The following is a 6,237-nucleotide window of genomic DNA, read 5'->3' on the forward strand; positions in this document are numbered from 1 at the left end:
GTAATAATACTATTTTAATACGTGTTAATTCAGCTCGATAGCTATTCGTGTCCTTGTTATAAGAACAATTTGATTTGTAGTTATGCTTAGTATCTATGTGGTAAAATAGCTATTATAAATTTATAGTATTAATTAATATAAAAAGTTCTTAATAAGTATAGTAATTGTAAGTAAAGGTCTTTTTAAAATTAAATTAAAAATACAGGAAAACGTTTAAGTTTTTTGGTTAGAACTATAAAATATTTTTAAAAATTAATTGTTAGATTTAATCAAAATATTATAAGGTTGCACTAAAATAATTAAAAAAATGTTTAAGCCTATAGCGAAGAAAAAACATTTGGTTCATGCAAAAAATTTGATGAGACTGTAAATTTTTTACTAGCGGGGATCGCATAAGGATAAGGTAATATTTTAAAAAAATCATCTTAAGTTATAGTGGATATTAATTTCTTATTAAAAGGCAAAATAAGGAATTTGAGTATTGATTTTTACAAAAAAGCTATCTTAAAGCATATTGTTACTCTGAATTAATCCTTTTTAAATTAATGTTGTAAGAGATGTAAAAAAGCTTAATGTTCAATTAGTAATAAAAAAGTTTTTGTTGTAAAAGCCTTGGCAGAATAAAATAGTTATAGTAACAAAAAACGAATATTAAGTATACTACTTCGAAAAATACCGCTTTTGGAGAAGTTGAAGAAATATTGATTTTTTAAAAAACAACTTATAAACTTGAAAAAACCTTTTTCAATATGAATAGTCACGTAGGTTTTAAAAAGATATAAGGGGTTGTAAACTCCTGCCAAATAATTTTTCAATTGAGCAAGGGATGTTTATAAAATTAATACTAGGTGTAATCGTTTTTTAATTCGCTACTTTTTTTTAATATACTTAAAGCGATTTAAAAAGTTGCCTTAAGACTAAAAATAAGATTATTTACGAGTAATTAAATTATCTCTACGCTTTGTCACATATACTATTCTAATTTATTACATTGAGTTGGTCTTGTGTTTTGCAGGGGAGGGATAAGAATGAAGCCTAAATTACTTATAGTAATGGCTTTAAGTAACTTTTTATTTTTTACGTCTCAGTTATTAGCAGCCTCCTCTACTGAAACAATATTTCAAATACCTCTAAATTCATTTGATCCTTTTTTATTACAAAAAAAAATTGATGGTGCGTATGATTTAAAAAATCAATCTTATTTTGATTATAATCTTTACCATAAAAGCTCTTTATTTCATAAGCGGATGGAAGAAGTTAATCTTCCACCTTTACCTAATTTATCTTACGAAGACGCTCTTAAAGAAGCAAAAAAACTTATTATTGTATTGAAAAGTTTTGTGCGTAATGGACTGACTTATAATACTCTTCAAAAGAGGAGATGGATTAGTCTTGCAAATTATGAGTTGGAAAAAAATGGATTTCATCTTGAACGAACTCAAATTTTAACGGTTGTTGACCGCAATCCTAAAATACAAAACCTATGCTTTATCCTTGCTTTTCCTAAATACAAAGGAGATTGGATAGTTTTAGGAGGGGATAAAATATCTACAGGATCATCTTATCGTAAGCTTTATTATATTACCCCTACAGGTGTTTTTGTAAATTCGATTGATCGTTTTGGATATCGAGCTCTTGGTACTAAAAATAAATTTGGCATAAAAGGCAACGGTATCAAAGGAATGCGAGTATGGGACTTTGGTTGGCAATGGGCACAAAAAAGTTGGTTATCTAATCAAAAAGGGCAAATTCGTTTAGAGATGCATGCTACGGATCCTGTTTATCTTGAACATCGCTTGGGTCATCCTGCTTCGGAGGGGTGTATAAGAATATCGGCTGGAATGAATCGTTTTATTGATCAATATGGTCTTATTGATGCTCTTTTTACCCAAGCTGCTCAAAAAAACAAACGATATGGTGCTATTTTTTTGAAAGGAAAAAAAAGATCTCCTTTAGCCGGCCAATTTTTAATTGTTGTTGATTCCTCAGAAAAACAAAATAAAACATAATTAATGAATTTTATCATTTGGTGAGGCCGTCAAGATTTCTAAACAATTACGTTTTTGATAAACAATGGCTAAAGAATGAATAGATTGTAGTTGTTCAATAAGCTTTTTTTTCTTTTCAAGATCATACCGTGCTGCTCCGCAAATGTTTTGAATACTGTTAGGTGAATTTTTGTGCAGACTTAAAATTTTTAATACAGCTTTTGGATTGATGTAAAGAGCTTTGATTAACGTTTTTTTTAATTGTAATTTTATTGGAGAGGGTGCGTATTTTAAGAGAGAAGGGGTTATATTTATCCAGTCAACACGACCGGTAGCTATATTTTTTAATATAAAATTCCATTGTTGATGTTTGGAAATTGCATGAATGGTTTTTAAGCCCCCATCAATTTCAATAAGCAAGTCCAATTTTTGAGGAGTAAGCGAGTGATACATTTCAACCTTATTATTTTTTAAATTATCTTTTTGTGGCTGTACATATTGTGTAAACATCGTTGATTTGGCTTGAGAAAAAATAATTGTTGTCCATAAAATTGGGAAAATTAAAAAAAAATAACGGGTAAAAAGAAAAAATTTATTTAACATAATTGTTTCGTTTGAAAGTTCAATTTTGTAACATAAAATTGTTTACTTAAAAAATGGCAGAATAATGATATAAATTAGCTAATATACAGCATATTAATTCTTCAAGTTTATTTTAGGAGTATATTTACAGTGACCCTTAATTCCAAAGAAGCGAAAAAATTAAAAGATTATCTTCAAACTAAATTGGGTTGTCATCATTTAACAATAGCTTTACCTAAAAAGGCAGGTCAGCCTGCAGAATTATGCTTAAAAAATGGTGAAATGATGGAATCAATAGGAACGATTTATCGTGATGCAGAAGACGGAGACGTATCTTTTGCTATTTCGCTTACTGTTCTCGAAGAAGATTTAAAATAGACTACGTTTTATTTTAGCAATAAAGAAACGTATTGTTTTGAAAACTGTATGGAGGTTATTTTCCATGACCATTTTTTCAGCTTCATTGTGATTTGCAAAGGAGGATTCATTTCATTTTGAGAGCTTTGAAAAGTGGCTCTTATTTTTATAGGAGATTTAAAAGTTACTTGGGTTTTTAGTAATACTTCGACTATTTCTTTAAATTGGAACGTATTAGTTTTTTTTTTATTAGTGTGGAAAGAAACTAATAAATTTTCTAACCGATGAGGGGTTAAGGATGCGTCAATCGTATTATTAATTGCGGAAATAGCAAAAGAATCCCCAAATTGTGGCAGTTCGTTTTGGGAGGTTGCCGGATTATCCATAATTGCTTGAATTAAATCGTGGCGAAGATTGTTTTTAACCAACGTCCAATCCATACAGGATAAAAATTTTTGTGTGTTATGGGTTTGAACGGCTGCAGTGATAGACCACAGGGTAACGTAAGGATAAGTAAAATAAAACGTAGAAAAAGCTATTATAAAAAAAATTATCGGCCATTTTTTGGAAGTAAAAATAATCATTTCGATAACTCTATCATTCGTTAAAAGGATGGTAAAAAATAGAATTAAGAGTTAAATAAATTCTGATTCTAACCATATCAGAAACAGGTAGTTAATTAAATACGAATGAATTTGCATTCGCAATTTTTAAATACTATGTTGTTAATCTTATTTTTAAACAGTATTCCATTATTAACGATCGAAAAAAGAATTTTAAATGAACGATTAACATCATTTTGTTGTTATATTATATAAAAGAGACGGTTTTGATACAGTGAGCGTAGTTTTAGAGAGTTTAAACGTAATGAAATATTTATGTCCCAGCTTGCTATTAAAACGTTATATTTTTTTGTTTAGGTTTAGTGTTGTTTTTTTTACGAGTGTTATGTTAGGATTTTTTTGTTTTACAGGGATAAGTTTTGCCCAACACAACAGTAATAAAATAACCCATTATGAAGTAAAAAGAAAAAACCATAAGACGTTAATTAAAAAAAGCAAAAGAATTAAAAAAGTCAAAGCAACTTCTAAAGTTTCTCCTCTGAATCATACGTTAAAAGCAGGTCCGTCAGTTGGAGAAACCGTAGTACCACAAACAACAATAGCGAAGGCCGCTGAAACTGAAAAAGGTACGGTTACTGGATTGCCAATTCCCCGCTTTTTATGTTTACGAGCCGATGAAGTTAATATGCGTAGTGGACCTGGTACGAGATATCCTATTATATGGATTTATCATCGTCGGCATATGCCTATGAAAGTTATTCGAGAGTTTGATAATTGGCGTTTAGTTGAAGATATTGATGGTCAAAAAGGCTGGGTTCAGCAAGCCATTTTGTCTGATAAACGCACTTTTATTATTAAAGGAATACCCCTTTCGACGAAGATAGACGCAGTAAATTTTAACGATTCTCAAAACAACACTACAAAAGAAGTGGAACATACTGATAGTCTTATTATTGGTTATATTGCTGACAAAAATTCTATGCAATTATCCAAAGATAATATTATTTTAAAGAAATTGCCACAAGATCAAGCCGACGCAAAAGCCATTTTAAAGCCAGGCGTTGTAGGGGATATAAAGGAATGTCCAGCAGGTTCTGAATGGTGCAAGGTAGCTGTGAAAGATATTGAAGGGTGGATTCCTCGTGAAGTTATATGGGGTACGCTTCCTCAAGAGAATGTTCAAGTTCATTAAATAATGCAACATTGAATTTGGAACAATTGATTTAATTAAATCCAATTGTTTTCGTATTAATTGAATATTAAGGAATAAAATAAATGATCGATAAGTCTAGTTTGTTGAGAAGTCGCCGTACTAAAATTGTTTCAACGCTTGGGCCAGCCTCCTCAACGAAAGAAATGATACAGACTTTATTTCATGCGGGCGTTGATGTGTTTCGTTTGAATTTTTCTCATGGCACGCATGAAGATCATGCAGAACGTTATCAAATTATACGTGAATTAGAAAAAGAGTCTGGCAAGGCCATTGGTATTTTGGCTGATATTCAAGGACCTAAGCTGAGAGTCGGTCAATTTGCTGCGGGCAAAATCGTACTTAAAACGGGGAGTACTTTTCGTTTTGACTTAGACCCAACAATGGGCGATGAGCATCGCGTGTGTTTGCCCCATAAAGAAATTGTAAACAGTGCAACGCCGGGTTGTCGTTTATTACTTGATGATGGAAAATTGTGCGTGGTTGTCCGTAAAGTAGGTTCAGATTTTATTGAAACTGAAGTGGTCACCGGTGGAACACTTTCAAACCACAAAGGGGTCAATGTGCCCGATATGGTTTTGCCCATTCCAGCTTTGACTGAAAAAGATCATATTGATCTTCGTTTTGCGTTAAAATTAGGAGTTGATTTTGTAGGACTTTCTTTTGTACAGCGTCCAGAAGACGTGTTAGAAGCAAAGGAAATCGCAGATGGGCGTGCTTGGATTGTAACCAAAATGGAAAAACCTCAAGCGATGCAAAATCTTGACGCTATTTTAAATGCAACGGATGCGGTTATGGTTGCACGCGGTGATCTAGGGGTGGAAATGCCTCCAGAAGAGGTTCCTTTGGCACAAATTAAAATTATACGTACCGCACGTAGCTTAGGTAAACCAGTTATCGTCGCAACACAAATGCTTGAAAGTATGATTAGTGCTCCAACGCCTACAAGAGCGGAGGCTTCTGATATTGCGACTGCGGTATTTGAAGGAGCCGACGCAGTCATGCTTTCAGCCGAGAGCGCTGCTGGTCAATATCCCAAAGAGGCAGTGACCATCATGGACCGCATTATCAGTCGTGTAGAAAAAGATGAGGAGTGGCGTAAATTAATGGACGCTACCCGTGAACAACCTCAGCGTAATGTTGCGGATGCTATTGTTGCAGCGGCAGAAAAAATTTGCCATACTTTAGATACTGCTGCTGTTGTTGCTTTTACCCGTCGCGGTAAGACGGCTCAACGTATGTCTAGAGAACGTCCAAACTCTATGATTTTTGGTGTAGCGCCAACTTCAGAAGTGGCTAGAAAATTGGCTTTGGTTTGGGGGGTACATCCTTACCATTCTTCAAAAGTTGATGATCCTGCTTGTACCGTAGAAAATATGCTCTCTGAATCTTTAAAAATAGTTCATGAATATAAAATTGTTAAAGAAGGGGATCGTATGGTTGTTATAGCAGGTATGCCTTTTGGTAAAGCTGGTAGTACCAACCTTATACGCGTTGTGGATATTAAAGAATAGTGTAAAAAAGGGAGATATATATC

At 32.8% G+C, this 6,237-nt stretch carries 6 protein-coding genes; 4 read left to right on the forward strand and 2 right to left on the reverse strand.

Annotated features, from left to right (window positions below):
- The first annotated feature begins 1,028 nt into the window (after window positions 1-1,028).
- Window positions 1,029-2,009: a L,D-transpeptidase gene (locus AABE15_RS04245; protein ID WP_338330037.1), complete on the forward strand. Its 981-nt coding sequence runs from the start codon at window positions 1,029-1,031 to the stop codon at window positions 2,007-2,009.
- Here AABE15_RS04245 and AABE15_RS04250 read toward each other — a convergent pair whose 3' ends face one another.
- The gene (locus tag AABE15_RS04250) at window positions 2,010-2,591 is read right to left on the reverse strand and encodes a hypothetical protein (protein ID WP_338330038.1); all 582 of its coding nucleotides are present in this window, start codon (window positions 2,589-2,591) and stop codon (window positions 2,010-2,012) included.
- 129 nt (window positions 2,592-2,720) lie between these two features.
- On the opposite strand from AABE15_RS04250, the gene AABE15_RS04255 reads away from it, so the two are divergent.
- Window positions 2,721-2,948, forward strand: coding sequence for a DUF3126 family protein (locus AABE15_RS04255; RefSeq protein WP_338330039.1), 228 nt, complete (start codon window positions 2,721-2,723; stop codon window positions 2,946-2,948).
- 8 nt (window positions 2,949-2,956) lie between these two features.
- Here the strand turns inward: AABE15_RS04255 and AABE15_RS04260 are convergent, their stop codons facing one another.
- Window positions 2,957-3,511 (reverse strand): DUF2939 domain-containing protein, encoded by a 555-nt coding sequence (locus AABE15_RS04260; protein ID WP_338330040.1) that lies wholly within the window; start codon window positions 3,509-3,511, stop codon window positions 2,957-2,959.
- Window positions 3,512-3,875: 364 nt separating this feature from the next.
- On the opposite strand from AABE15_RS04260, the gene AABE15_RS04265 reads away from it, so the two are divergent.
- A complete protein-coding gene (locus AABE15_RS04265) occupies window positions 3,876-4,682 on the forward strand; it encodes an SH3 domain-containing protein (RefSeq protein ID WP_338330041.1) in 807 nt (268 codons plus the stop codon).
- An 83-nt stretch (window positions 4,683-4,765) separates the two neighbouring features.
- Window positions 4,766-6,214 (forward strand): pyruvate kinase, encoded by a 1,449-nt coding sequence (pyk, locus tag AABE15_RS04270; RefSeq protein WP_338330042.1) that lies wholly within the window; start codon window positions 4,766-4,768, stop codon window positions 6,212-6,214.
- Window positions 6,215-6,237 lie beyond the last annotated feature (23 nt).

The sequence above is a fragment of the Commensalibacter sp. Nvir genome (assembly GCF_963921845.1).
Classification (GTDB): domain Bacteria; phylum Pseudomonadota; class Alphaproteobacteria; order Acetobacterales; family Acetobacteraceae; genus Commensalibacter.

Excerpts from the sequence above, each read along its gene's own strand:
- AABE15_RS04250 (WP_338330038.1), bottom strand. The coding sequence starts at position 2,591 with ATGTTAAATAAATTTTTTCTTTTTACCCGTTATTTTTTTTTAATTTTC.
- AABE15_RS04265 (WP_338330041.1), top strand. The coding sequence starts at position 3,876 with ATGTTAGGATTTTTTTGTTTTACAGGGATAAGTTTTGCCCAACACAAC.
- pyk (WP_338330042.1), top strand. The coding sequence starts at position 4,766 with ATGATCGATAAGTCTAGTTTGTTGAGAAGTCGCCGTACTAAAATTGTT.
- AABE15_RS04245 (WP_338330037.1), top strand. The coding sequence starts at position 1,029 with ATGAAGCCTAAATTACTTATAGTAATGGCTTTAAGTAACTTTTTATTT.
- AABE15_RS04260 (WP_338330040.1), bottom strand. The coding sequence starts at position 3,511 with ATGATTATTTTTACTTCCAAAAAATGGCCGATAATTTTTTTTATAATA.